25 protein-coding genes and 3 pseudogenes are annotated in these 24,868 nt (G+C 61.2%); 18 read left to right on the top strand and 10 right to left on the bottom strand.

The window, feature by feature from the left end; genetic code table 11:
- Positions 1-14: 14 nt before the first annotated feature.
- Positions 15-1,418 (bottom strand): cytosine permease, encoded by a 1,404-nt coding sequence (locus ACIOAU_RS06140; RefSeq protein ID WP_101318879.1) that lies wholly within the window; start codon positions 1,416-1,418, stop codon positions 15-17.
- A gap of 317 nt (positions 1,419-1,735) precedes the next feature.
- Here ACIOAU_RS06140 and ACIOAU_RS06145 point away from each other — a divergent pair, with 317 nt between their 5' ends.
- From ACIOAU_RS06145 to ACIOAU_RS06190, 10 genes are all read left to right on the top strand, one after another.
- Positions 1,736-2,221 carry a flavin reductase family protein gene (locus ACIOAU_RS06145; protein WP_101318877.1) on the top strand — a complete coding sequence of 162 codons (486 nt, stop codon included), beginning with the start codon at positions 1,736-1,738 and terminating at the stop codon, positions 2,219-2,221.
- Positions 2,222-2,317: 96 nt separating this feature from the next.
- A complete protein-coding gene (locus ACIOAU_RS06150; RefSeq protein WP_181107220.1) occupies positions 2,318-3,361 on the top strand; it encodes an LLM class flavin-dependent oxidoreductase in 1,044 nt (347 codons plus the stop codon).
- Between the two features lie 224 nt (positions 3,362-3,585).
- Positions 3,586-4,176 (top strand): amino acid synthesis family protein, encoded by a 591-nt coding sequence (locus ACIOAU_RS06155; RefSeq protein ID WP_101318873.1) that lies wholly within the window; start codon positions 3,586-3,588, stop codon positions 4,174-4,176.
- A gap of 64 nt (positions 4,177-4,240) precedes the next feature.
- Positions 4,241-5,074, top strand: a complete 834-nt coding sequence (locus ACIOAU_RS06160) for an alpha/beta fold hydrolase (protein WP_401180678.1) — start codon at positions 4,241-4,243, stop codon at positions 5,072-5,074.
- On the top strand, positions 5,071-6,552 hold the full coding sequence (locus tag ACIOAU_RS06165) for an aldehyde dehydrogenase (RefSeq protein WP_101318869.1): 1,482 nt from the start codon (positions 5,071-5,073) through the stop codon (positions 6,550-6,552). The genes ACIOAU_RS06160 and ACIOAU_RS06165 overlap by 4 nt, the downstream gene beginning before the upstream one ends.
- 14 nt (positions 6,553-6,566) lie before the next feature.
- Entirely contained in the window at positions 6,567-7,052 is a 486-nt protein-coding gene (locus ACIOAU_RS06170) for a flavin reductase family protein (protein ID WP_103437117.1), read from the top strand.
- Positions 7,053-7,152: 100 nt separating this feature from the next.
- On the top strand, positions 7,153-7,542 hold the full coding sequence (locus tag ACIOAU_RS06175) for a carboxymuconolactone decarboxylase family protein (RefSeq protein ID WP_101318865.1): 390 nt from the start codon (positions 7,153-7,155) through the stop codon (positions 7,540-7,542).
- Positions 7,543-7,630: 88 nt separating this feature from the next.
- Positions 7,631-8,383, top strand: coding sequence for a GntR family transcriptional regulator (locus ACIOAU_RS06180; protein ID WP_101318863.1), 753 nt, complete (start codon positions 7,631-7,633; stop codon positions 8,381-8,383).
- A 2-nt stretch (positions 8,384-8,385) separates the two neighbouring features.
- Positions 8,386-8,949, top strand: a complete 564-nt coding sequence (locus ACIOAU_RS06185; RefSeq protein ID WP_401180684.1) for an NUDIX hydrolase — start codon at positions 8,386-8,388, stop codon at positions 8,947-8,949.
- A gap of 96 nt (positions 8,950-9,045) precedes the next feature.
- Entirely contained in the window at positions 9,046-10,101 is a 1,056-nt protein-coding gene (locus ACIOAU_RS06190; protein ID WP_188035808.1) for a HEAT repeat domain-containing protein, read from the top strand.
- A gap of 240 nt (positions 10,102-10,341) precedes the next feature.
- On the opposite strand, the gene ACIOAU_RS06195 is transcribed toward ACIOAU_RS06190, so the two are convergent.
- Positions 10,342-10,533: a hypothetical protein gene (locus ACIOAU_RS06195; RefSeq protein WP_150569441.1), complete on the bottom strand. Its 192-nt coding sequence runs from the start codon at positions 10,531-10,533 to the stop codon at positions 10,342-10,344.
- A 208-nt stretch (positions 10,534-10,741) separates the two neighbouring features.
- Between ACIOAU_RS06195 and ACIOAU_RS06200 the strand changes: the two genes are divergently transcribed.
- The gene (locus tag ACIOAU_RS06200) at positions 10,742-11,536 is read left to right on the top strand and encodes a CSS-motif domain-containing protein (protein WP_188035807.1); all 795 of its coding nucleotides are present in this window, start codon (positions 10,742-10,744) and stop codon (positions 11,534-11,536) included.
- A gap of 24 nt (positions 11,537-11,560) precedes the next feature.
- Here the strand turns inward: ACIOAU_RS06200 and hppD are convergent, their stop codons facing one another.
- Positions 11,561-12,637 carry a 4-hydroxyphenylpyruvate dioxygenase gene (gene hppD / locus ACIOAU_RS06205; RefSeq protein ID WP_101318855.1) on the bottom strand — a complete coding sequence of 359 codons (1,077 nt, stop codon included), beginning with the start codon at positions 12,635-12,637 and terminating at the stop codon, positions 11,561-11,563.
- A 302-nt stretch (positions 12,638-12,939) separates the two neighbouring features.
- Between hppD and ACIOAU_RS06210 the strand changes: the two genes are divergently transcribed.
- Both ACIOAU_RS06210 and rarD read left to right on the top strand, forming a co-directional pair.
- The gene (locus tag ACIOAU_RS06210) at positions 12,940-14,517 is read left to right on the top strand and encodes an EAL domain-containing protein (RefSeq protein ID WP_401180689.1); all 1,578 of its coding nucleotides are present in this window, start codon (positions 12,940-12,942) and stop codon (positions 14,515-14,517) included.
- 33 nt (positions 14,518-14,550) lie between these two features.
- Positions 14,551-15,438, top strand: a complete 888-nt coding sequence (gene rarD / locus ACIOAU_RS06215; protein WP_101318851.1) for an EamA family transporter RarD — start codon at positions 14,551-14,553, stop codon at positions 15,436-15,438.
- Here rarD and ACIOAU_RS06220 read toward each other — a convergent pair.
- A complete protein-coding gene (locus ACIOAU_RS06220) occupies positions 15,401-16,972 on the bottom strand; it encodes a TerC family protein (protein ID WP_101318849.1) in 1,572 nt (523 codons plus the stop codon). The genes rarD and ACIOAU_RS06220 overlap by 38 nt on opposite strands.
- Positions 16,973-17,242: 270 nt before the next feature.
- Between ACIOAU_RS06220 and ACIOAU_RS06225 the strand changes: the two genes are divergently transcribed.
- Entirely contained in the window at positions 17,243-17,827 is a 585-nt protein-coding gene (locus tag ACIOAU_RS06225) for a LysE family translocator (RefSeq protein WP_150569444.1), read from the top strand.
- Here ACIOAU_RS06225 and ACIOAU_RS06230 read toward each other — a convergent pair.
- Together ACIOAU_RS06230 and ACIOAU_RS06235 are read right to left on the bottom strand one after the other, a co-directional pair.
- Positions 17,789-18,601 carry an AraC family transcriptional regulator gene (locus ACIOAU_RS06230; RefSeq protein ID WP_150569445.1) on the bottom strand — a complete coding sequence of 271 codons (813 nt, stop codon included), beginning with the start codon at positions 18,599-18,601 and terminating at the stop codon, positions 17,789-17,791. The two genes, ACIOAU_RS06225 and ACIOAU_RS06230, sit on opposite strands and share 39 nt — an antisense overlap.
- 12 nt (positions 18,602-18,613) lie before the next feature.
- Positions 18,614-18,838: pseudogene (locus ACIOAU_RS06235) on the bottom strand (cupin domain-containing protein); the annotation flags it as partial.
- A 156-nt stretch (positions 18,839-18,994) separates the two neighbouring features.
- On the opposite strand from ACIOAU_RS06235, the pseudogene ACIOAU_RS06240 reads away from it, so the two are divergent.
- Both ACIOAU_RS06240 and ACIOAU_RS06245 read left to right on the top strand, forming a co-directional pair.
- Positions 18,995-19,162 (top strand): annotated as a pseudogene (locus ACIOAU_RS06240) (aldolase); the annotation flags it as partial.
- Positions 19,163-19,228: 66 nt separating this feature from the next.
- Positions 19,229-19,518: pseudogene (locus ACIOAU_RS06245) on the top strand (dihydrodipicolinate synthase family protein); the annotation flags it as partial.
- Positions 19,519-19,660: 142 nt separating this feature from the next.
- Here the strand turns inward: ACIOAU_RS06245 and ACIOAU_RS06250 are convergent.
- The 4 genes from ACIOAU_RS06250 to ACIOAU_RS06265 form a co-directional block, all read right to left on the bottom strand.
- The gene (locus ACIOAU_RS06250) at positions 19,661-20,011 is read right to left on the bottom strand and encodes a hypothetical protein (protein ID WP_150569449.1); all 351 of its coding nucleotides are present in this window, start codon (positions 20,009-20,011) and stop codon (positions 19,661-19,663) included.
- Between the two features lie 66 nt (positions 20,012-20,077).
- Positions 20,078-21,496 (bottom strand): short-chain fatty acid transporter, encoded by a 1,419-nt coding sequence (locus ACIOAU_RS06255; RefSeq protein ID WP_101318841.1) that lies wholly within the window; start codon positions 21,494-21,496, stop codon positions 20,078-20,080.
- A gap of 143 nt (positions 21,497-21,639) precedes the next feature.
- Entirely contained in the window at positions 21,640-22,296 is a 657-nt protein-coding gene (locus ACIOAU_RS06260; RefSeq protein WP_101318839.1) for a CoA transferase subunit B, read from the bottom strand.
- A gap of 34 nt (positions 22,297-22,330) precedes the next feature.
- Entirely contained in the window at positions 22,331-23,029 is a 699-nt protein-coding gene (locus ACIOAU_RS06265) for a CoA transferase subunit A (RefSeq protein WP_101318837.1), read from the bottom strand.
- 119 nt (positions 23,030-23,148) lie between these two features.
- On the opposite strand from ACIOAU_RS06265, the gene ACIOAU_RS06270 reads away from it, so the two are divergent.
- Positions 23,149-24,054, top strand: coding sequence for a LysR family transcriptional regulator (locus tag ACIOAU_RS06270; RefSeq protein ID WP_101318835.1), 906 nt, complete (start codon positions 23,149-23,151; stop codon positions 24,052-24,054).
- Positions 24,042-24,863 carry an aldo/keto reductase gene (locus tag ACIOAU_RS06275; RefSeq protein ID WP_101318833.1) on the top strand — a complete coding sequence of 274 codons (822 nt, stop codon included), beginning with the start codon at positions 24,042-24,044 and terminating at the stop codon, positions 24,861-24,863. The genes ACIOAU_RS06270 and ACIOAU_RS06275 overlap by 13 nt, the downstream gene beginning before the upstream one ends.
- Positions 24,864-24,868 lie beyond the last annotated feature (5 nt).

The raw sequence follows: 24,868 nt of genomic DNA on the forward strand, positions 1-24,868 counted from the left end.
GCCCCCGCTGTCTATCAGGGGTTGATGCGTAGCGGCTTGCCAGCCCGCTGGGTCTGGCCACGTGTGGCCAGGCAGTAATACAGCGGGCAGGTCACCAACAAGCCAAACAACCACGACAAATCTGCGCCCTCGACCAGATTCGAGTACGGCCCGACATACAGCGCAGTATTGGCAAACGGCAGCTGCACCAGAATGCCGCAGGCGTAGGCAATGATCGCGTGGTGGTTGAAGCGCCCGTAGATGCCGCCATCGGCGCTGAAGATCGAGGCGATGTCGTACACGCCTTTCTTGATCAGGTAGAAATCGATGAGGTTGATCGACGCCCACGGCACCAGCACCAGCAGCAGTGCCAGGATCAACCCGATGAACTGGCCGATGAAGTCAGCCGACGCGTTCAGCGCAACCATCCCACAACCGAGCAGAATCACTGCAGCGAGGATCACCCGCACCTTGATGCTGGGAGTCCACTGCGCCGCGAAGGTCTGAATCGCGGTCACGATCGACAGCACCGCGCCGTACAGATTGAGGGCGTTGTGGCTGATGATATTGAGCAGGAACAGCACCATCAGGATCGGCCCCAACCAGCCAGTGGCTTGTTCCACCGCCGCCATGGCATCAGTGCCTTCCGGCACGCACAGCACCGCAATCGCGCCAAAACTGAAGCACAGGATGGTGCCCAGGGTGGCACCGAAATAGGTCGCCCAGAACGGCTTGGCGATGCCGATTTCGCGCGGCAGATAGCGCGAGTAATCAGAGGTGTAGGGCGAGAAGCTGATCTGCCAGATGGTGCCCAGCGACACAGTGGCGATGAAGCCGGACAAGTTGAAGCTGCCGCGGCTGAAGAAGTCGGCGGGCAGGTCCTGGACGAACATCATGATGAAACCGGCCAGCAGCGCCGAACCCATGACCCAGGTGCCGATGCGGTTGAGGCTATGAATGAAGCGGTAGCCGATCACGCCGATCGCCGTGGCGCTGAGAGCGCCGATCACGATTGCCGTCGGCATCGGTACGCTGGGGGCAATGCCATGGATCGATTTGCCGGCCAGCACGATGTTGGAGATGAAGAAGCCAACATAGATAAGCGCGGTGAAGAACACGATCAGCAGAGCGCCATAGCGGCCGAACTGGCCACGGCTCTGGACCATTTGCGGAATGCCCAATTGCGGCCCCTGCGCCGAGGCCAGGGCAATCACCACCCCGCCGAGCAAGTGCCCTAGAGCGATGGCGATCAACCCCCACAGCAGATTCAGATGAAACACCTGAACCACCATGGCGCCGGTGACGATGGGCAGTGGCGCGATGTTGGTGCTGAACCAGAGGGTGAACAGGTCGCGCGCCTTCCCGTGGCGCTCTGCAGGTGGCACGTAATCGACCGTGTGATTCTCGACAAACTGGTGCTGCGACGACGATTGGGACATAGGAATTCAGCTCGAAAGGGTCGTTTTTATCGTTGTAGGAAACCGCTCATGGCGGCCTCTCAGCTGCGGACCATATTATGGTATTCCAAACTTTTGACAACACTGAGCCGCCCTAAAAATCAGTAACTGATCCGGTTCAGCAACTTTCCAAGCCAATCTAAATTGACGGCAAGACCGCGTATTCAAAGGGTTGGCGCCTTTCATCGTGTTTTTTCCAGATGCGTAATTAGCGCTTGCAAAACGAGTATTACGGTATACCATCAGACACATCAACGATAAAAAGCGGACCACCGCTCCCCTGCGAAGAGGATCACTTCATGATCGACGCAACCGTCTACAAGAACGTCCTGGGCTCCTTCCCGTCCGGCGTTACCGTCATCACCACCCTGGATGACGACGGCCAGATCGTCGGCCTTACCGCCAGCGCGTTTTCCTCGCTGTCGATGGACCCGCCGCTGGTGCTGTTCTGCCCTAATTACAGCTCCGACTCCTACCCTGTCCTGATCGCCAAAAAGCGCTTTGCCATTCACCTGCTCTCCGGCGAGCAGCAGGCCGAGGCTTACGCCTTCGCGAAAAAGGGCAAGGACAAGGCCGCTGGCATCGAGTGGACCTTGAGCGAGCTGGGCAATCCCCTGCTGGCCAACGCCACCGCAATCATCGAGTGCGAACTGTGGCGTGAATATGAAGGTGGCGACCACGCCATCATGGTCGGCAAGGTGCAGAACCTGATCGTGCCTGAGCAAGCGCCACAGCCGATGATCTACTGCCGCGGCAAGATGGCCAGCCTGCCTGCCTTCGCCTGAGCACTGCCTATTCTGTCTACGGATGCCAGGCGCGTCCGTTGTGATCACTGACGCCTGCCCTGCCAGGCGCGACATTCAAGCGTTGAGGAATGCCCCATGAAATTTTCGTTGTTCGTGCACATGGAACGTTGGGATGAACAGGTCAGCCACCGCCAGTTGTTCGAAGACCTCACCGAACTGACCCTGATGGCCGAGGACGGCGGTTTCAGCACCGTGTGGATCGGCGAACACCACGCCATGGAATACACCATCTCGCCCAGCCCGATGCCGCTGCTGGCCTACCTGGCCGCACGCACCGAGAAGATTCGCCTGGGCGCCGGCACCATCATCGCGCCGTTTTGGAACCCGATCCGGGTAGCCGGCGAATGCGCCCTGCTCGACGTGATCAGCAACGGGCGAATGGAAGTGGGCCTGGCGCGCGGCGCCTACCAATTCGAATTCGACCGCATGGCCAATGGCATGCCCGCCACTGAAGGCGGCAAGGCTCTGCGTGAGATGGTCCCGGCGGTCCGCGAATTGTGGAAAGGCGATTACGCCTTCGAAGGCGAGGTGTACAAATTCCCTACTTCGACCAGCGTACCCAAGCCAGTCCAAAGCGGCATGCCGCCGATGTGGATTGCCGCACGTGACCCAGACTCGCACAACTTTGCCGTGAAGAACGGCTGCAACGTGATGGTCACCCCGTTGATGAAGGGTGACGAAGAAGTGCTCGACCTGAAAAACAAATTCCAGGCCGCACTGGACAACAACCCAGAGGTACCGCGCCCGCAACTGATGGTGCTGCGCCACACCCACGTGCACAGCGCTGCCGAGCCAGATGGCTGGAAGGTCGGCGCCAAGGCGATTGCGCGCTTCTACCGCACATTCGATGCCTGGTTCGGCAACAAGACCGTTCCGGTCAATGGCTTCCTCGAGCCGAGCCCGGAGTCGAAGTTTGCCGAAGTGCCCGCCTTCGAGCTGGACAACATTCGCAAGAACACCATGATCGGCACGCCTGAAGAAATCATTGCGCGCATCAAGTACTACCAGGAGCTCGGCGTCGACGAGTTCAGCTTCTGGTGTGACAACAGCTTGCCGCATGCCGAAAAGAAGAAGTCGCTGGAGCTGTTCATCAAGGAAGTCGTGCCGGCTTTCAACTGAATTCCCATTACCTGAATTCATTGCGGGAACAGCCCGCTCCTGCGGGCTTGATCGCCTGCGAGAGCGGGCATTTTTTTGCCGATCATCTACCCCCCGCACCTGCATCACTGGATTGCCCGGCCTTTCGTCTTCTCGCCGGAGAAATTTCAATCAAGCTATTGCAGAACAAATATTATGGTATACCATCAGACAACAAGACCAGATACCTTTGACAGGAGCCACCCATGAGTTTCGAAATCCGCAAGATCGTCACCTACTCCGAAGAAACCCGCATCGAAGGCGGCAAGGCCACCGACAAACCGGTGACCATGGTCGGCCTGGCTGTGGTGATCAAGAACCCATGGGCGGGTCGCGGTTTCGTTGATGATCTGAAACCGGAAATCCGTGCCAATTGCTCCGACCTCGGCGCGTTGATGGTCGAGCGTCTGATTGCTGCCATCGGCGGCGCGGACAAGATCGAGGCCTACGGCAAAGCGGCGGTCGTCGGTGCTGATGGCGAGATCGAACACGCTTCGGCGGTGATCCACACCCTGCGCTTTGGCAACCATTACCGCGAAGCGGTGCAAGCCAAGAGCTACCTGAGCTTCACCAACAAGCGTGGCGGCCCAGGCACCTCGATCCAGATCCCGATGATGCAGAAGGATGACGAAGGCCTGCGTTCGCACTACATCACCCTGGAAATGCAGATCGAAGATGCACCACGTGCCGACGAGATCGTGGTGGTACTGGGCGCCGCTGACGGCGGCCGCCTGCACCCGCGCATCGGCAACCGCTACATCGACCTCGAAGAACTGGCAGCCGAAAAAGCTCAATAACAATTAGATCAACGGGCCGGGGCGTGCGCACAGCGCCACGCCTCACGCTCAAGGAGCGCCCTCGATGATTCAGCCTGTTGCTGAACGCACACCCGCCGGCACCAGCTACCTGGTGACTGGCCAAGGCCAGCCTGTGGTACTGATCCACGGCGTCGGCCTGAACAAGGAAATGTGGGGCGGCCAGATCGTCGGCCTCGCCACTGACCACAAGGTCATAGCCTACGACATGCTCGGCCACGGCCAGAGCCAGTTGCCTGCCGCCGATACCCCACTTGAGGGTTACGCCGCGCAACTGGCCGAGCTGCTCGACCATCTGCAGATCGCCCAGGCCACGGTTATCGGCTTCTCGATGGGCGGCTTGGTGGCACGGGCCTTTGCCCTGAATTATCCGCAGCGGTTGACGGCCCTGGTGGTGCTCAACAGCGTGTTCAACCGCTCGCCCGAGCAGAGCGCCGGGGTCATCGCCCGCGCGGCACAAGCGGCCGAACTGGGCCCGGACGCCAACGTCGACGCCGCCCTGGAGCGCTGGTTCAGCCGCGAGTACAAGGCCGCCAACCCGGCTCAGGTCGCCGCGATCAAGCAGATCCTGGCCAGCAATGACCCGCAGGGCTACCACACTACCTATTCGCTGTTCGCCACCCAGGACATGTACCGCGAAAGCGATCTGGGCAGCATTCAGGCACCAACCCTGATCGCCACCGGCGAACTCGACTCCGGCTCCACTCCGGCCATGACCCGCCAGCTCGCCGCACGCATCCCCGGCGCACATTGCGTGGTCCTCGCCGAACAACGGCATATGATGGCAGTAGAAGCGCCGCGTGAAGTCAACAAGATGCTGCTGGACTTCCTCAGTCAAGCGCGCACCCTCACCGAATCCGCCAAGGGGATAGTTGCATGACCCTCGTTCGTTTCCAGATGTGCATCGATGGCCAATGGTGCGATGCCCAGAACGGCAAGACTTTCGACAGCCTCGACCCGGCCACCGCGCAGGTCTGGGCGCAACTGCCCGACGCCGACGAAGCTGATGTCGAGCAGGCCGTGCAGTCGGCCCAGCGCGCCTTCGATAGCAAGGCCTGGCGCGGCCTCACCGCGACTGCGCGGGGCAAACTGCTGCGCCGGCTTGGCGACCTGATTGCCGAGAATAAAGAACACCTGGCCCAGCTGGAAAGCCGCGACAACGGCAAGCTGATCCGCGAAACCCGCGGCCAGGTCGGTTACCTGCCAGAGTTTTTCCATTACACCGCGGGCCTGGCCGACAAGCTCGAAGGCGGCACCCTGCCGCTGGACAAGCCTGATCTGTTCGCCTACACCGTGCATGAGCCGATGGGTGTAGTGGCCGGCATCATCCCCTGGAACAGCCCGCTGTACCTGACCGCAATCAAGCTGGCACCGGCGCTGGCCGCGGGTAACACTATCGTCCTCAAGCCGTCCGAGCACGCTTCGGCGACCATTCTCGAGCTGGCCCGCCTGGCCCTTGAGGCTGGTTTCCCACCTGGCGTGGTCAACGTAGTCACCGGTTACGGCCCAAGCACTGGCGCTGCCCTCACCCGTCATCCGCTGATCCGCAAGATCGCCTTCACCGGCGGCGCTGCGACTGCCCGCCATGTAGTGCGCAGTAGCGCCGAGAACTTCGCCAAACTGTCGCTGGAACTGGGTGGCAAATCGCCCAACATCATCTTCGCCGACGCCGACCTGGACAGCGCCATCAATGGTGCAGTGGCCGGTATCTATGCGGCCTCTGGGCAGAGCTGCGTGGCCGGCTCGCGGCTGCTGGTGCAGGACGAAATCTACGACGAGTTCGTTGCACGGCTGGTCGAGCGGGCCAAACGCATCCGCATCGGTAACCCGCAGGATGAGCAGAGCGAAATGGGCCCGATGGCCACCGCACAGCAGCTGGCAGTGGTCGAAGGCCTGGTCGCCGCAGCCTGCGCCGAGGGGGCTAAACTGCGCATGGGTGGCAAGCGTGCCGAGGTCGAGGGCGATGGCTGGTTCTACGAGCCGACCCTGTTCGAGTGCGACAGCAACTCGCTGAAGATCATGCAGGAAGAAGTATTCGGCCCGGTCGCGGCGGTCATTCGTTTCAAGACCGAAGAAGAGGCCCTGGCGATCGCCAACGACTCGCAGTTCGGCCTGGCGGCAGGTATCTGGACCCGCGACCTGGGCCGCGCCCACCGGCTGGCCCGTGACGTGCGCTCGGGGATCATCTGGGTCAACACCTACCGTGCAGTCTCGGCCATGGCCCCGATCGGCGGCTTCAAGAACAGCGGCTACGGCCGTGAAAGTGGCATCGATTCGGTGCTGGCCTATACCGAGCTGAAGACCGTGTGGATCAACCTGTCCACCGCGCCCATGCCCGACCCCTTCGTGATGCGCTAAGGAGCACTGCCAAGATGATCGAACCTGGCATCTACAAAGACGTGATGGGCTCGTTTCCCTCGGGCGTCACGGTCGTTACCACGTTGGACGCCGACGGCGGCATCGTCGGCATCACTGCCAGCGCCTTCAGTGCGCTGTCGATCGAGCCGGCGCTGGTGCTGTTCTGCCCCAACTACGCCTCGGACACCTACCCGATCCTGCGAGACAGCAAGCAGTTTGCCATTCACCTGCTGTCGGCCGGGCAGACCGCCGAAGCCTATGCCTTTGCCGGCAAGGGCAAAGACAAGGCCAAGGGCATCGAGTGGCAGCTCAGCGAGCTGGGCAACCCGCTGTTGACCAAGGCCACCGCGATCATCGAGTGCGAGTTGTGGCGCGAATACGACGGCGGCGATCACGCGATCATCGTCGGTGCGGTGAAAAACCTGGTGCTGCCGGCCGAGCCGGTGACGCCGATGGTCTACCATCGTGGCAAGCTCGGCGCCCTGCCATCGCTGGGCTGACCTGAGTGCCACCGCGCTGCTTGGCGCAGCGCTGACTTTTTGGGGGCCGCGGCGAACCTCACCCTTGTTCGCGGCCCCTGTTTTATTGCGGAGCACTGCCATGAGCAACGACAAGTATCAAAAGGGCCTGGAGATCCGCACGCAAGTGTTGGGCGAAGAGTACGTCAACCGCTCTCTGCAGAACGCCGATGAATTCACCAAGCCGCTGCAGGACCTGGTCACCGAGTACTGCTGGGGGCATGTCTGGGGCCGTGATGGTTTGTCGCTCAAAGAGCGCAGCATGATAAACTTGGCAATGATTTCCGCGCTCAATCGGCCCCATGAGCTTAAGCTGCACATCCGCGGCGCCTTGCGTAATGGCCTGAGCCGTGAACAGATTCGCGAGATCCTGCTCCAGGTCGGCATTTATTGCGGCGTGCCGGCGGCGGTAGACAGCTTCCGGCTGGCCCGCGAGGCATTTGCCGAAGCCGACGCGGAGTCAACCCGTTAACAGCGGGCTGTTCGAACCACTGCAAGGAGCGCCCCGGTTCGTGGTGCTTCGCGAGGTTGGCGCAACAGCCTCATAAAGAGCGCACCTGATGAAACGCCAGCCACTCGACGACAGCTTCAAGGTCAACCGCAACCCCGTTACCCTGCGCGAGATCGTGCTCGACAAGCTGCGCAACGCGATCATGAACTTTCACCTGTTACCCGGTGACCGCCTGGTCGAACGCGACTTGTGCGACCGCCTCGGCGTCAGCCGTACTTCGGTCCGCGAAGCGCTACGCCACCTCGAATCCGAAGGCCTGGTCGAATTTGCCGACGCCAAGGGCCCGCGGGTCGCGATCATCACCCTGGAAGATGCCCGTGACATCTACGAGCTGCGCTGTGTACTCGAGGGCCTGATCGTCCAGCTGTTCACCCTTAACGCCAAGGCCAAGGACATCCGCGCCCTCGAGCGCGCGCTCGAAGTCAACCGCGAAGCGCTTGAAGATGGCGAGTTGCAACAGGTGATCGACTCGGTGCAAGGCTTCTACGACGTGCTCCTGGAAGGCTCCGGCAACCATGTCGCGGCAACCCAGTTGCGTCAGTTGCAGGCACGCATCAGCTACCTGCGAGCGACCTCGGTGTCGCAACAGAACCGCCGTGGCGCCAGCAACAAGGAAATGGAAAAGATCGTTGCGGCGATCAAGAGTGGCGACCCGCTGGCCGCACACCAGGCCTCGGTCGATCACGTACGCGCTGCCGCTGCAGTGGCGCTGGACTACCTGCGCCAGAAGCAGGACGACAATACCAAGGTGCGCGAGATCGTTGCGCCCCTGGCCCTGAAGGACCCTCGCATAGGCCGCTGACCATGCCCAACGCCCCGCGCTATTGCCCGTACTGCACTACCGAGCTTGCCCGGGGCGTACCTTCCGGTGATACCCATGAGCGCCTGTACTGCGGCGCTTGTGGCTACATCCATTACATCAACCCGAAAATCATCGCCGGCTGCATCATCGAGCGCGATGGCAAGTACCTGTTGTGCCAGCGCGCGATCCCCCCGCGCCCTGGCACCTGGACGCTACCGGCAGGTTTCATGGAAGCCGGCGAAACCACCGAACAGGCGGCGCTGCGTGAAGTCTGGGAAGAAACCGGCGTACAGGCCGAAATCGTCTCGCCCTACTCGATCTTCAGCGTGGCCAAAATCAGCGAGGTGTATATCGTCTTCCGCGCCATCGCCACCGCTGAAACCGGCGGGTTCGGTGCCGAGACCCTCGCCTACAAGTTTTTCGAGCCTGACCAGATCCCCTGGGACGAGATCTACTACCCGGCCATCCGACAGATTCTCGAGCGTTATATCCTGGAGCGTCAGGCGGGTGTGTACGGGATCTACATGGGCAATGACGACACCGGCAAGGTGCATTTCATTCGCTGACTGCGGTGTTGTCTAGCGACGCCCACGCGCCCTCCCGCATTGCATTTAGGCGGCGGCTGGCCCAAGCTCAGTGCTACCTGACCACCGGACCTGCCAATGCCCAGACACCGCCTGTACCTGATCGCCGTGTTCGCTCTGATCCTGGTATCGGCCACCCTCGGCTACTGCTCGCGTGATGTCGAAATTAGCGTCCCGGCAGTCGCGCCGCACAGTTATGGCAAAGCGCTGCGCCAGGCCCACGACGGCCTGCCAGGAGCTGCGCGGGTGCTCTATCAACAGTTGCAGCGTGACGACCTGACGCCCATCCGGCGCGCAGCACTGTATGCCGAGTTGCCCAACTATCCCTCGCCAAAAGCGCTGGAGCTGGCCAGGCTTGACCTGCAACACGATGACCCGATGGTACGTCGCGCAGCCATCGAGAGTATTCGCCGCCTGTTGCCTGCCGGCCAACGCAGCCTGGCGCTTGGGCCTATGCTTGATGATGACGAGCCAAGTGTGCGCTTCGCGGCAGTAGATGCTCTGCTCGGCCTCGACGCGGACGCCATCGGCTTGTATTTCGGGCCGCTGCAACAAGCCCTCGAAGCCTACCAACGAGCCCTTCTGGCGCAACCGGAAGACAGTGCCGCGCAAGTGCATCTGGCCCGGTTGTATCTGCATGAGGATGATTACGCACATGCCGCTTTGGCCCTGCAGCGCAGTCTGCAGCTGAGCCCGCAAAACCTGGATGCCCTCGCCGTCCAGGTACGCCTGCTCGAACGCCAAGGCTTGCACGACGAGTCTCGCCAGGTTTTGGCCAAAGCGCTGGCGCTGCAGCCAGACTCGGCCTTTCTGCAGCACGATCTCGGCCTGTGGCTCAATCGCCATCAGCAAACCGAATATGCCTTGCTGGCGTTTGCCCGCGCGGTTGAACTGGAGCCGGAAAACACTGATTACCGCTACATGCTGGCGGTCACCTTGCATCAGCTCGAGCAGGTTGAAGCCGCCCAGAAGCAGCTGCAAACCATCCTCGACCGGCAACCTGCCAATCGCAATGCGCGGCTTTTGTTGATCCAGTACTGGAAGGAGACCGGGCAACTGCAGAATGTGCAAGTGCTGCTGGCCGAGCTAGAGCGCCAGAACCCGGACGATCCGATTCTGCAACAAGGCTTGTAGCACCTGGCAACCAATTGCACGCTGTCCGAGGCTTCAGGACTGGGGTTAGAGGCGACGCGGACTGTACAAACTGTTAGCCAAGGCCTGCTCGATCGGGTGATCGCTGTAGCCGGTTATGAACAGGATCTTCTGCTGCGGTTGCAGCCGCAGCATCGCCTGCGCCACCTGGCGACCACTGGATCCGCCAGGCAGGCCAATGTCGGTGATGGAATGGTCACTGTGCCCGCAAGATTGCAGGCCTCACGGGCATTCGATGTCACTGCCCACCACGGTCACAAACTCAGTCAGCTCACGCCACTCGCCCGGCGGTTCGACGCTGGCTGTGGCGTTGATGACGGTATGCAGAAAACCCGCGACGCGTGCCTGCTCGTCTCTGATCGGCGTATAACCCAGGGCGCACCAGACATTGCCGGCTTCGGTGCTAATGCGCATGATCTGCTGGAAGTTGATCCACTGCAACGCCGGATTTGCGAGGCAAGCAGGAGACCTCTGACCCCGCTTTGCTCCGAGCTCCCACAGCGTAGCTGGTGTTTCCCCAAAGCTGAATCGACATAAGCCTACATCTGCGGTGTCGCGCCCTACGTAATCTGATCTGCCAGTTGTCCAAACGCGGACAGCACCAGAGGGAAGGATGTTGCCGATGTCAAAACTCATGCACACAGGGCGTAGTTTGCTGGAGCTGCTGTTAGTCTCGGCGGTCGGGCTGATACCGATCGTTTCCGGGCTGACCGTGATGTACTACCAGCTGGAGCGCAAGTTAGACGAAAACGCGCGCATATCGGCCCATGAGGCTTTGTTCGCGATCGATCGACGCTTGGACAGTCTGTTGCTCACGGCCAGTACCGCCAGCCAGTTCAGCGGCCAGGCGTGTGACAACGTGATCGAACAACTGCGAGCGATGACCGCCAGCGACCCGCGAATCCACTCACTGGAGCTGACCAAAGATGATCTGGCGTACTGCAGCACCTTGCCAACGATCATTCCGCATCACATCGACATCACCGCCGGACGCACGGTCAGGCTGAATTTCGACTCGCCGACAACGCCCAATGGCGTGATGGTCGAATACCGGTTGAGCAACGATGGCCCAGGCATCATTGCGACGAGCTATGGCATTGAGCTGCGCAGAGAACTGCAGGGTTTTCAGGATGGGCTTGTGTTGGTACTGGAGTTCGAGGACGCTTATCTCTGGAGTCAAGGCGATAGCCGCGATCAGCAACAACCTTCACAGAGCGAATTCTTCCGCAGTACGCCGTCGACTCGGCATGACTATCGGGTGAACGTGGGCTATCCAGCGGGGTACACGCTGTCAGAGGCGCGTATGCTGATGGTTCAGGTCTTGCCCTCGCTGACGCTGGTAGGTCTGCTGACTGCCGCCATTACCTACTGGGGCATACTCCGCGCTCGGCGCAAGCGAGAGCGCACCACTGCCTGAACCACAAGCAGGGTGCGCCAGCCGTCATTGCACGTCGAGAACGCCGCGACGCACCTGATCCCGCTCGATCGATTCGAACAAGGCCTTGAAGTTGCCTTCACCGAAACCGTCATCACCCTTGCGCTGGATGAATTCAAAGAACACTGGTCCCAACAAGGTCTCCGAGAAGATCTGCAGAAGCAGGCGCTTGTCACCTGATTCAGCCGCGCCGTCGAGGAGAATGCCGCGCGGCTGCAGCTGGTCCACCGGCTCGCCGTGGCCTGGCAGCCGCTCTTCAAGCATCTCGTAGTAGGTCTGTGGTGGCGGGGTCATGAAGCGCATCCCCAGAGCTTTGAGCGCGTCCCAGGTCTTGAGCAGATCATCGGTAAGGAAGGCGACATGCTGGATGCCCTCGCCATTGAACTGCATCAGGAACTCTTCGATCTGGCCGGCGCCCTTGGACGACTCTTCATTCAGCGGAATACGGATCATGCCATCCGGCGCAGTCATGGCCTTGGAGGTGAGGCCGGTATATTCACCCTTGATGTCGAAATAGCGAATTTCGCGGAAGTTGAACAGCTTCTCGTAGAAGTTGGCCCAATACGACATGCGCCCACGGTAGACGTTGTGGGTCAGGTGGTCGATGATCTTCAGCCCCGCACCGACCGGATTGCGCTCGACGCCTTCGATGAACTTGAAGTCGATGTCGTAGATCGAGCTGCCTTCTTCGTGACGGTCGATCAGGTACAGCGGCGCACCACCAATGCCCTTGATGGCGGGCAGTCGCAGCTCCATCGGGCCGGTTTCGATCTCCACCGGCTGCGCGCCCAGCTCGAGTGCACGCGCATAGGCTTCATGGGCGTTGCGCACCTTGAAGGCCATGCCACACACCGACGGACCATGCTCGGCAGCAAAGTACGAGGCAATGCTTTTGGGCTCGTTGTTGAGGATCAGGTTGATGTCGCCCTGGCGGTACAAGTGGACATCTTTGGAGCGGTGCGAAGCGACCTTGGTGAAGCCCAGTATCTGAAATACAGGTTCCAGCACGCCCGGCGTCGGCGATGCCAGTTCAATGAACTCAAAGCCCATCAGGCCCATCGGGTTTTCGAAGATATCAGCCATGTTCGTGTCCTCATCTACTGCGTAATAACGATTATTCAGTTGCGTTCGATGGCGGACAGCCGGGGTGGCGAGCAGGGGATGCCACGCACGCTGCGGGCGAGGAAAGTACCAATGATCAATTTGAACCCATGGTGTGGCATAGGGGCACATTCTCGGCGGCTTGGCCCTCAGCATGAGAGGACTTTATTGTTTTATTCGTAATTGGATTCTATAGGGCGTAAATGGGTTTGTCGCGCTTTTAGTTGTCCGCTCAGCCCGACCAGCGGCTATCCTAGGCAGGTCATCGTCACATTCAGGTCCACATGCCCCTTTCAAACAAACATCCCGGCCGCCGCCGTTGGCATGCCCTGCTCCCGTGGCTGGTGGGCCTTCTGCCTGTGTTGTGCGGGGTTGGTGTAATGGCTTGGCAAAGCCAGCGTGACATGTATCAGGCCAGCGAGAAAACCAGCCGTCTGGTCGTTGCCCATGTCGAGCACATTCTTGACAGCCTGGCAACGGCAGCCCAGGCCCTGCTGCCACTGGCAGGGCAGCCGTGCGCGCAGCTTGCGGTCGCGCTGCGCAGTGAGGTCACGCGCAATCCTTTTGTGCGCTCAGCCAATCTGGTCAGCGACAACATCCTCTACTGTACGTCATTGTTTGGCGAGCATCAGGAGGATGTCAGCCCCATTCATTATACTGACGACCGTCTGTGGCTGATGGATGGCAACTCTGTCACGCCAGGGCATGCCTTGCTGGTCTATCGTGCAGGCAACGCACAACGCGCGGCGCTCACCATTGTCGACAGTGACCATCTGCTCACTGCCTTGCGGCTCATTGGCAGCGGTCAGCAACTGTACCTGCGCGTCGGCGGCAATTGGATGGGCCAAGATGGCATAGTTCATCAAGGCACTCCGCCTGCATCGCCCAGCGCCGCAGTAGAGCAGGCCTCGACGCGTTATCCGTTCAGTGTCCATGGCGGTTTTGCCGCAGGCGAGCAGGTCGAACTGATCAGTCAGCAGTACCCTGCGGTGATGGCCCTGTTACTGCTGCTGGGCGTCGCGGCCGCAGGTGTCTGCCGCTGGCAACTGCGCCGTGCATCGTCCCCACGCGCGGAGCTGGATCGGGCGTTACAGGCCAACGAATTCGTACCATACTTCCAACCTGTAGTACGCAAGGATGATTACCACTGGGCCGGGGCCGAGGTGCTGATGCGCTGGAACCATCCGCGCGAAGGTCTGGTGCGCCCTGACCTGTTCATCCCCTATGCAGAACACAGCGGGCAGATCGTCGCGATGACCCGCGCCCTCATGCTGCACACCGCTCAAAGCCTCGCGCCCTACGCCGCCCTGTTGGAAGACGGCTTTCACATTGGCATCAACATCACTGCCGACCACTGCCAGGATCTGAGCTTGCTGGAAGATTGCCGGACGTTCCTGCAGCACTTTCCTCCTGGGCGAGTTGCCTTGACCCTGGAGCTCACCGAACGCAAGTTGCTTGAGGCCACCCCGGTTGCGCTCGAGCTGTTTGCCAAACTGCATGACATGGGCGTGATGATCGCCCTCGACGACTTTGGCACCGGCCAGTCAAGCCTTAATTACCTGCGTCAGTTCAAGGTCGATTACCTCAAGATCGATCAGAGCTTTGTCGCCATGATCGGCGGTGACGCGCTGTCGCAGCACATCCTCGAGAGCATCATCGAACTGTCGGCCAAGCTGGGCCTGGGCATTGTCGCCGAAGGTGTCGAAACAGCCACGCAGCGCGATTATCTGCAAGGTCACGGCGTGGACTTTCAGCAAGGTTACCTGTTTGCCCGGCCGATGCCGCTGGAGGACTTTCTGCAGGCGTTGGCGGCTCGTCCGCAGTTGCCCAAGGAGGTTCGCCCTGAGATCATGCGCAGCTGACCAAACCGTTCATTCACTGTAATTGAGGCATTCGTGTCAAAAGGAATTGTTACATCGGTCACGGCGTCCTGCTTGTTCGCCGTGATGTACTTCTACAGCTCGCTGCTGGCGCCGCTCGACGGCGAAGAGATTTTTGGCTGGCGGACCCTGCTGACCCTACCCTGCCTGACCTTTTTCATGCTGCTGAGCAAGGACTGGCAGCGTGTCGCCGAGCTGTTTGCCCGAGTGCGCCGCAGCCCGGCGCTGCTACTGGGCATGCTCGGCACTTCCTGGTTGATGGGTGTGCAGCTGTGGCTGTTCCTCTGGGCACCGTTGCACGGGCGCAGCCTAGAGGTGTCGATGGGCTATTTCCTGTTGCCGCTGGCGATGGTCATGACCGGGCGGCTGGTCTACGGCGAACGGCTTTCACGCCTGCAAAAAGTGGCAGTGGCGTGCGCAGCGCTGGGGGTAGGCCACGAGCTGTACCAGCATGGCAGCTTCGCCTGGGAAACCCTGGTGGTGATGATCGGCTACCCGATCTACTTCGTGCTGCGCAGGCGCTGCCGCACCGATCACCTGGGCGGTCTGTGGTGCGACATGTTCCTGCTGTTGCCGTGGGCGCTGTACTTCGTGTTCCACGGCCCACTGTCGGCCGCCGACCTGCGTGCACACCCCGGGCTCTACGGCTTGATTCCGCTGCTCGGGGCAATCAGCGCCGGTGCACTGATTGCCTATGTACTCGCCAGTCGGCTGTTGCCGTTCGGCCTGTTTGGCCTGCTCAGCTATGTCGAACCGGTGCTGCTGGTCGGCGTCGCCCTGCTGCTGGGCGAAACCATTGGTCGTGACCAGTGGTTGACTTACCTGCCTATCTGGGCGGCAGTACTGGTGCTGGTGCTCGAGGGCATCAAGCACCTGCTCCGTCAACGCCGCCGCTCTGTGTAAGGCGCACCTGGCGCACGCGCCGCTCCTCCACCGCAATCACGGTCATGGTCCAGCCGTTCCAGGCCAGACAATCACCGACCCGCGGCAAGCGGTCCAGCAAGCTCATCACCAGGCCCGCGAGGGTCTGGTAGTCCTCGGTAGCGCGGGCACTGAAGCCGGTCCGCGCCTGCACCTGGCTAAGGTTCAAGGCACCGCTGACCACAAAGCCGTCAGCCTCCTCGACAATGGCCGGGCCTTCGACCTCACTGGCGTCTGGCAACTCACCGGCAATCGACTCAAGAATATCGGTCATGGTCAGCAAACCGGTGAAGTCACCGAATTCGTTGACCACAAAGGCGATATGGGTCGACTGGCCGCGCATCTGCTCCAGCGCATTGAGGATGCTGAAGCTCTCCAGCAGATTCAGGGGCGCCCGCACCATCGCCTCAAGGTCAGGTCTGTTGCCCTCGAGGTACTCCTTGAGCAGCTCCTTCTTGTGCACGAAACCAAGCGGCTCCTCGATACGCCCGTTACGAATCAGTGGTAGGCGCGAGTATGGCGAGTTGGCCAAGGCCAAGGTTATGCTCTCGGCAGGCAGTGCCAGGTCCAGCGCATCGACTTCGGTACGCACCGTCATCACCGTGCGGATCGGCCGTTCGGCAAGGTTCAGCACACCGCTGATCATGACCCGCTCGCGGCGATCGAACAGCACCTGCTCCTGACCACCCTCAACCAGATCGGCAATCTCTTCACCAACTTCGTCCGCTTCTACCCGGCGACCGCCCATCAGGCGCAATACCGCATGCGCAGTGCGCTCACGCAGTGGGCGATGCTGTTGCAGGCTGCGCTTGCGACGAGCCCGGGCGAGCTGGTTGAACAGCTCGATCAGGATCGAGAAACCAATCGCCGCGTACAGGTAGCCTTTCGGGATATGGAAGCCCAGGCCCTCTGCGGTCAGGCTGAAGCCGATCATCATCAAGAAGCCCAGACACAGCATGATCACGGTCGGATGGGCGTTGACGAAGCGGGTCAGCGGCTTGCTGGCAACAATCATGATACCGATCGAGAAGATCACCGCGATCATCATGATCGACAGGTGTTCGACCATACCCACTGCAGTGATCACCGCGTCCAGCGAGAACACCGCATCGAGCACCACGATCTGCGCAACGATCGGCCAGAACGCCGAATGGCGGACGCTGCCGCTGGACTGCGCAACATGCCCTTCCAGTCGTTCGTGCAGTTCCATGGTGGCCTTGAACAGCAGGAACACACCACCAAACAGCATGATCAGGTCACGGCCCGAGAACGTCTTGCCGAAGAGCTCGACCAGCGGCTCGGTCAGGGTGACCATCCACGAGATACTCGCCAGCAGGCCCAGGCGCATGATCAGCGCCAGGCTCAAGCCGATCACCCGCGCGCGGTCGCGCTGATGCGGGGGCAGCTTGTCAGCCAGGATGGCGATGAACACCAGGTTGTCGATACCCAGCACCAGCTCGAGGACGATAAGCGTCAACAGGCCTAGCCAGGCCGTGGGGTCGGCAAGCCATTCCATTAGCGGGTACTCACAAGGGATGTGTTACGGGAGGGGGTGCAAGATGGCCGGGACGACCAGGAACTGGGGGGCTCCGAGAAGGTGTTCATAGATACCTGAATGGGAAATTGGGATGGAGATCCTACAATTACAGTCGTATTTTCTGACAGCGGGAAACTATTACAAAACCTGTAACAGGTGTCTCCGAGGCAAACCGCAGGGGACTTTGGTTCAATACGCAGGCCGGGTGGGCGCGCACCATCAGCGCACCTCAACTCTGGAATCCTGCTCATGAGCCTGTCCTTGTCCATGGCTGCCTTTGCCCTGGCAGCCTCGATTTCACCCGGCCCCGTCAATATCGTAGCCCTGGCCAGCGGCGCCCGCCACGGCCTGCGGGCGAGCCTTGGCCATGTCGCAGGTGCGACGCTGGGTTTCTGTTTGCTACTGCTGCTGTGCGGTTTGGGTGTGCACCAGCTGTTGCTGCGCTGGCCAGCGCTGGGCCAGTTGCTGTTGTGGGGCGGTGTGTTGTTCCTGCTGTACATGGCTTGGCAACTGGCCCGCGACAACGGCGAACTGGCGGCTGAACAACAGCTGCAGGCACCCTCAGCCTGGCAAGGCGCGGCCATGCAGTGGCTGAGCCCGAAGGCGTGGCTGGCGGCTGTTGCCGGCGTGGGCGCCTATACCGGCGGAGATCAGCCACTGCTGTGGCTGTTCAGCGCAATCTACGCGCCGATCTGCTTTGGCTCGATCGCCAGCTGGGCGTGGGCCGGCAGTGTGATCAGCCACTACCTGGACAAGCCGAAGCGCTTGCGCTTGTTCAATCGCCTGCTGGCGGCATTACTCGTGGCCAGCGCTGTGGTGCTGCTGCGCGCCTGAGGCGTTACGGTAGTGCCCGGGGGTTGCCGCCAGGTGCCGCTTGAACGCGCGCTGCAAATGCGCCTGATCAGCAAAGCCTGCGTCCACCGCCACCTCGGCGATGGGCCGGCCCAGGCGCAGTTGGCTGCGCGCATATTGCACGCGCTGGTCCAGCAGATAACCATGCGGGGTCAACCCAAAGCGCTGGCGGAAGGCGCGAATCAGGTAGGCCCGCGACAATCCGGCAGCGGCGCAGATATCGGCGAGGGTCAACGGGTCCTGCCGGTGCGTGCGGATGAACGCTGCGCCAGCGTCCAATTGCGCATGCTCATCATTGGGCGTCGCTGCCTCAGGCTGCAGATAGCCGGGCAAGTCCCGAAAAAATGCAGCCAGCAAGCCTTCGCGCTCGGCCGTCGCTTTATCGAACAAGTCAGCGAATAACTCCAGCACACGGCTGTACAGTGCCGGAGAATGGCTCAAGGTTACCTCTGGCAACTGCACGCCTTGCGCACTCAGCCACGGCATATCGACAAACAGCATCAGGTACGACCACGCCTCGCCAGCGACCGGGTTGCAACTGTGCACCACGCTCGGTTTGATCAACACCGTGCTGCCCGCAGTCACCTCATGACTGACCGCTCCGGTCATGTAGCTGCTGCGCCCACCCGTAATCACTCCAAGCGAGAAGCTCTCATGGGAGTGTGCCGCGTAACACACCTGGCGGCCGTCACCCACGCGGCGCGCTTCAACAAAAGGCAATGCCGGATCGCGCCAGAACCGTGAGACCTCGATCATCGCCCCGCCCCCTTACTCGCCGCCCTGCACGACCACCAGCAACTGCGCCTGCTGCGGGCCAATCGAGCGCAGCCGGTGGGGAGTCTGGGCGTTGAAATGCAAGGCATCGCCCTGCCCCAGGAGCACACGCTCGGTCATGAAATCGACCTCAACCTGGCCACTATGGACGAACAGAAACTCTTCGCCCTGGTGCTCCTTGAAGGTCGGATCGATGAACTCAATTTCAATCGGATAGACATGAATTTCGGTATTCCCAAGAAACGCTGCTGCTTATGACACTTTGTGTCACATAGGCTATCTAGTGTCATAGATTGCGTCGTCGAGCTCGGACCACACCACACAGCCGAGCACAGAACGCTGACCTTCATCATTCGCCGCAGAGGATAGTCGCCCATGGCCACAACCCTGTCACACAGCAAACAGCAACTGGTGCGCCAGGCGCTGACCCAGATGCAAAGTTCGCTCGCCGATAATACGTGGACCGTGCGCGAAAAGCTGGCACTGACCTGCCGAATTCTGTTCGACCACGGCCATGACTACGGCCTGGCTGGGCAAATCAGTCTCTCGCACCACGGCCAGCTGTCGACCGGTGCCAGCGTCGAGCAAGCCTGCCTTGTTTGCGGGGCCTTGCACCATGACTACACAATCCACGGCATCATCGGCTACACCGTTACCCCGTTCAGCCATGCCGGCGACAGCTTGACCTGCCCGCACTCGGCCAGTGCATCGAGCGCCTGATCGACAGTGGCGTCAACGTGATCGCGCCGCTGGGCAGCACCGGTGAAGGCGCCTACCTGAGCGACAGTGAATGGCAACAGGTCGCCGAGTACAGCCTGGCCGGCATTGCCAAGCGCGTGCCGAGCATCGTCATTGTCTCTGACCTGACCACTACCGGGGTGGTCCGCCGTGCCCGTTTTTGCCCAGAAACTGCAGGAACTGTTGGCGCAACTGCGCTGAGCGGTTTGAGCGGGTAGCCACACCCTGCACACGCGCCTGCCTGAACCTCAACAGAGGTCAGCCAGGCGTTGTTGATTCAGCGCACCAGCAAACAGCCAGTCATCAGCACTCGATGCCGACGATCCACTGGGTTTTCGCAGCGTTGCTCTTGTCCAGATCCGGTCGACGCGCCACGGGCTGGGTGCAGCCACGTGTTTCGATGTACGGCTGTGCGACAGCTGCCGCCTCGGCGATGGTCAGCGGTTTGCCGTCATCGCGCTGGACGCTGATGAAGTATGGCTGGTTGAACGGGATGATGTAGCTGTCGAGGGTATAACGCGCGCCGTTCGCTTCAAGGTTGGCGTGGTTCTCATCGACCTTGGTCAGTCGGCTGGTGTCGAGGTGGTCATTGCCGGCGCAGCCCGCCAGCCCGGCCAACAGTGCGGCGCCGAGACACAGAGAAATCTTCTTCATTACAGCTCCTGAGTAAATATGTGCCCGGCTGTGACCGCGTTTAACCGTTTAAGTGCCCGCACCCGCTCACGGCATCACCGGTGGCGTGTACTGCAAGGTCGAGCCGAGTGCCCACAGCAGCACTAGCACCAACGGCGCATGCACCAGCAGCTGCACGAACGAGAAGCCGATCAGGTCCCGCGCCTTGAGCCCAAGCACCCCAAGCAGCGGCAGCATGTAGAACGGGTTGATCAGGTTGGGCAAGGCTTCGGCCGCGTTGTAGATCTGTACCGCCCAGCCGAGGTGATACTGCAGGTCGTTGGCCACCAGCATCACGTACGGCGCTTCAATGATCCACTTGCCGCCACCCGAGGGGATGAAGAAGCCCAGCACCGCCGAGTACACGCCCATCAGCAAGGCATAGGTGTCGTGCGTGGCGATCTGCACGAAGAAGGTCGAGATATGGTGAGCCAGAGTCTGCTCATCGATGCCCTTGACCTGAGTCAGCACCGCGGCGATCGAGCCATACAGGGGAAACTGGATCAGCACCCCGGTGGTGGTCGGCACTGCGCGGGTCACGGCATCGAGAAAGCTGCGCGGCCGCCAGTGCAGCAGAGCGCCGAGCATGATGAACAGGAAGTTGTAGGTGTTGAGCCCGGAAATCGCGGTAATCGCCGGTTTGCTGGCGAACTCCTGGTACAGCCAGCCTGCAGCCAATGCCACCAGCAACAAGGTCAGCACCGGGCTGTGTTCCAGCCATTCGCCGGGACGGGTACGCTGCGCCGGCGGCGGCGCGGTGAAGCTGGGGTCGATACCGCATTGCTCGGCAGTACGCGCGCTGCTGGCGCCGGGTGCTGTGGCATAGGCCACGATCAGCGAGACGATCACCAGCGCCGCCAGCAGGACGCCGGACTGCCAGAGGAAGATGGTCTCGGTGAAGGGAATCACGCCGGTAATCGACAGGATCGACGGTGGCAGGCTGGCCGGGTTGGCCTGCAGCTGCGCCGCCGACGACGACAAGCCCAGCGCCCATACCGCGCCCAAGCCAAGGTAGGCCGCTGCGCCTGCAGCGCGATAGTCCATTTTCAGGTCGGTGCGGCGGGCCAATGCCCTTACCAGTAAGCCGCCGAACACCAGCGACAGGCCCCAGTTGAGCAACGAAGCCACCATCGAGATCAGCGCCACCCAGCAGACTGCAGAACGGCCGTTTTTCGGGATCCGTGCCAGCCGATCGATCAGCCGTGCCGCCGGCGGTGAGCTGGCGACCACATAACCGCCGATGACCACAAAGGCCATCTGCATGGTGAACGGGATCAGGCTCCAGAAACCATCGCCAAAGGCCTTGGCAGTGTCGGTCGGCTTGGCGCCCATGGCCATTGCGGCCACGCACACCAGCACCACCGCCAAGGCGGCAAATACCCACGAGTCGGGGAACCAACGCTCGGCCCAGTTGGAGCAGCGCAGAGCGAACCGGGCGGAGCGGCTATCCTGAATTTCAGCGGCCACGGTAGTTTTCCTTTTATTGGTCTTGTCAGGGGATTTCAAGGCACACGCAAAAAACCTGCAGTAACGGGCCTGCTCGGCAAAGGGGGTCAGCCTTTGCAGAGCAAGCCCACCACTACAGGGGGGCTGGGGTAAACCAGTGGCGATCAGAAGGTCATTTCTTGCACATCATCGGCAACGATCAGCTTGCCGGCGGTTTTGGCGATCACTTCTTCGACAGTCACGCCCGGCGCGGTTTCGCGCAGGATGAACGCCCCGTTTTCGATTTCCAGATAGGCCAGGTCGGTCAGCACCTTGCGAATGCAGCCAGCACCGGTCAACGGCAGGCTGCAGCGCGACAGCAGCTTGGACTCGCCGTCCTTGGATGCATGGGTCATGGTGACGATGATGTTGTCGGCGCCTGCGACCAGGTCCATGGCGCCGCCCATGCCTTTGACCAGCTTGCCGGGGATCATCCACGAGGCAATGTTGCCTTCCACATCCACTTCAAAGGCGCCGAGTACGGTCAGGTCGACATGGCCGCCGCGGATCATCGCGAACGATTGTGCCGAATCGAAAATCGAAGCGCCGCGGCGGGCGGTGACGGTTTGTTTGCCGGCGTTGATCATGTCGGCATCGATAGTGCTCTCGGTGGGAAACTCGCCCATGCCGAGCAGACCGTTTTCCGATTGCAGCATCACGTCCATGTCGGCGGGGACATAGTTGGCCACCAGGGTCGGGATACCGATGCCGAGGTTGACGTAGAAGCCGTCCTGCAGTTCACGGGCGACGCGTTGGGCCATCTGTTCGCGGGTCAGTGCCATGGTCTGGATCTCTTTGTTGTTCTATGGGCGGCGTTCAGGCCTTGACGGTGCGCTTTTCGATGCGCTTCTCGAAGGTACCGACGATCACACGATCGACGAAGATCCCTGGGGTATGGATCTCGCTTGGCAGCAACACGCCGGGTTCGACGATCTCCTCGACCTCGACCACGGTGATCTTGCCGGCGGTTGCGGCCAGCGGGTTGAAGTTCTGCGCCGTGTTGCGATACACCACGTTGCCGTAGTGGTCGGCCTTCCAGCCTTTGACGATGGCGAAATCGCCGGTGATGGCTTCTTCGAGGATGTACTTGCGGCCATTGAACTCACGCACCTCCTTGCCTTCGGCAACCGGGGTGCCGTAGCCGGTGGCGGTGAAGAACGCCGGTATGCCAGCGCCGCCCGCGCGCATTTTTTCTGCCAGAGTGCCTTGGGGGGTCAGTACCACTTCAAGTTCGCCGCTGAGCAACTGACGCTCGAACTCGGCGTTTTCGCCGACATAGGACGCGATCATCTTGGCGATCTGCCGTTCTTCGAGGAGGATGCCCAGGCCGAACCCATCGACGCCGCAGTTGTTCGAGACCACGGTCAGGCCCTTGACCCCGCTGCGCTTGATCTGGGCGATGAGATTTTCCGGGATGCCGCAGAGGCCGAAGCCGCCGGCCAGTACGGTCATGTTGTCGGTCAGGCCTGCCAGGGCCTCTTCGTAGGTTGCAACGCGCTTGTCCAGTCCGGCCATGCTGATTCGCCTTTATAGTTGTTTGTGCGTGCAGCCATCTTCACCGCTGCCGACTGATTTGTTAATTTTGTTTTAGTCATCGATTGATAATTTTTCTAAAACAAAAGGCCCACCCCCGCATGAACGTCAAGCAGTTGCGTGCCTTTGTCACCGTAGCCAAGTACCTGAGCTTTGCCCAGGCGGGCGAGCATCTGCATGTGTCGCAGCCGGCCTTGAGCCTGACCATCAAGGCGTTGGAGGACAACCTCGGCGGCGCCCTGCTCGCCCGCACCACCCGCAGCGTCAGCCTGACCCCCGAAGGCGAGGTGCTGCTGCCGTTGGCGCGGCGGCTGCTGGCCGACTGGGACGACACCGAAGAGATGCTGCGCCAGCGCTTTACCTTGCAACTGGGGCGGGTCTCGGTGGCGGCGATGCCGGCCTTTGCCGGCAACCTGCTGCCGCAGGCATTGAAGGTGTTTCGCCAGCGTTATCCGCGGGTCAACGTCACCGTGCATGACGTGATCAATGAACAGGTGCAGGAACTGGTGCGCCATCGCCGCGTCGAACTAGGCATTGGTTTCGAGCCGGACAACCTCGACGGCCTGCGCTTTGTGCCGCTGTACATGGACCGCTTCGTGGCGGTGGTGCCAGCAGACTCACCGCTGGCGCTGCAGCATGAGGTGAGCTGGCAGGCATTGCTGGCCGAAGATTTCATCGCCCTGCAACGACCGTCTGCGGTGCGCCTGCTGCTGGAACAAAACGTCGCCGCCGGCCACGGCAAGTTGACCGTGGCATTCGAAAGCCATCAGTTGACCACCATCGGCCGCATGGTCGCCAATGGCCTTGGCGTCAGCGCTGTGCCGGCCCTGTGCATCAAGCAGATGCAGGAGCTTGGCGCCCGCTGCGTCGCCTTGGTTGAACCCAGCGTCGAGCGGCGTATTGGCGTTATTTCGCTGAGTGAACACAAGCTTTCAACCGCAGCCGAGGCGCTGCTGGATGTAGTCATTGCCCACACCCCGCCACAGGAGTTGACATGCGCACAGTAGAACTTGCAGACCGCCGCGTTGCCGCCATAGGCCAAGGCACTTGGTACATGGGCGAAGACCCGGCGCGCAAGGCCGCCGAGGTGGCGGCCTTGCAGCAAGGCATCGAGCTTGGCATGAGCCTGATCGACACCGCCGAGATGTATGCCGAAGGTGGCGCCGAGGAAGTGGTCGGCGCCGCCATGGCTGGTCGCCGTGACCAGGTGTTTCTGGTCAGCAAGGTCTACCCGCACAACGCTAGCCAGCGCGGCGTGCCGCAAGCCTGCGAGCGCAGCCTGCGCCGGCTGGGCACCGATTGCATTGACCTGTACCTGCTGCACTGGCGTGGCCAGTATCCGCTGGAAGAAACCGTCGAAGCCTTCGAGCGTTTGCGCGAACAAGGCAAGATTCGTCGCTGGGGTGTTTCCAACTTCGATCTGGACGACATGATCGAGCTTGATAACGCGGCCTGTGCAGCCAACCAGGTGCTGTACAACCCGGCCCAACGCGGCATCGAGTTCGACCTGTTGCCCTGGAGCCAGGCGCAGCAGATGCCGATCATGGCCTACTGCCCGCTGGCCCAGGCAGGTCAGCTACTGCAGCATCCGCTGATAGCCGAAATCGCCGAGCGCCATAACGCCACCCCAGCGCAGGTCAGCCTGGCCTGGGTTACCCGCCATGCGGGAGTGATTGCCATCCCCAAGGCCGTCGACCCAAGGCATGTGCAGCTCAATGCCGCGGCAGGCGAGCTGTGCTTGAGCGCTGCCGACCTGCAAGCGATTGATCAGGCCTTTGCCCCGCCTACGCGCAAGCAGCACCTGGCGATGGTCTAGGCGGG

Source organism: Pseudomonas sp. NPDC088322 (assembly GCF_044740745.1).
GTDB classification, from domain to species: Bacteria; Pseudomonadota; Gammaproteobacteria; order Pseudomonadales; family Pseudomonadaceae; genus Aquipseudomonas; species Aquipseudomonas shirazensis.